This is a genomic window from Bradyrhizobium sp. Kon56, assembly GCF_055807635.1.
In genome coordinates, this window is record NZ_JBVVOU010000305.1 from 1 (window position 1) to 309 (window position 309).

At 58.9% G+C, this 309-nt stretch carries 1 protein-coding gene; it reads left to right on the top strand.

What is annotated here, in order from left to right; all coding sequences use genetic code 11:
• Positions 1 to 6: 6 nt before the first annotated feature.
• On the top strand, positions 7 to 309 hold a 303-nt coding region (locus tag AC0L3B_RS39075), incomplete at its 3' end, for an FAD-dependent oxidoreductase (RefSeq protein WP_473383060.1).

The window sequence follows — 309 nt, forward strand, 5'->3', positions numbered from 1 at the left end:
GAAACCCTGTTCTCGCAAAAGATGTGGATGGCCCTGGACCGCACGCGCTACATGCAGTCATCCAAGACCTTTGTCATGGTCGACCGCCCGTTCTGGAAAGACAAAGACCCGGAAACCGGCCGCGACCTGATGAGCATGACCCTCACTGATCGCCTGACGCGCGGCACCTACCTGTTCGACAACGGCGACGACAAGCCGGGGGTGATCTGCCTGTCCTACTCGTGGATGAGCGACGCGTTGAAAATGCTGCCCCAGCCCATCGACAAGCGGGTCAAACTGGCCCTTGACGCACTGAATAAGATCTACCCG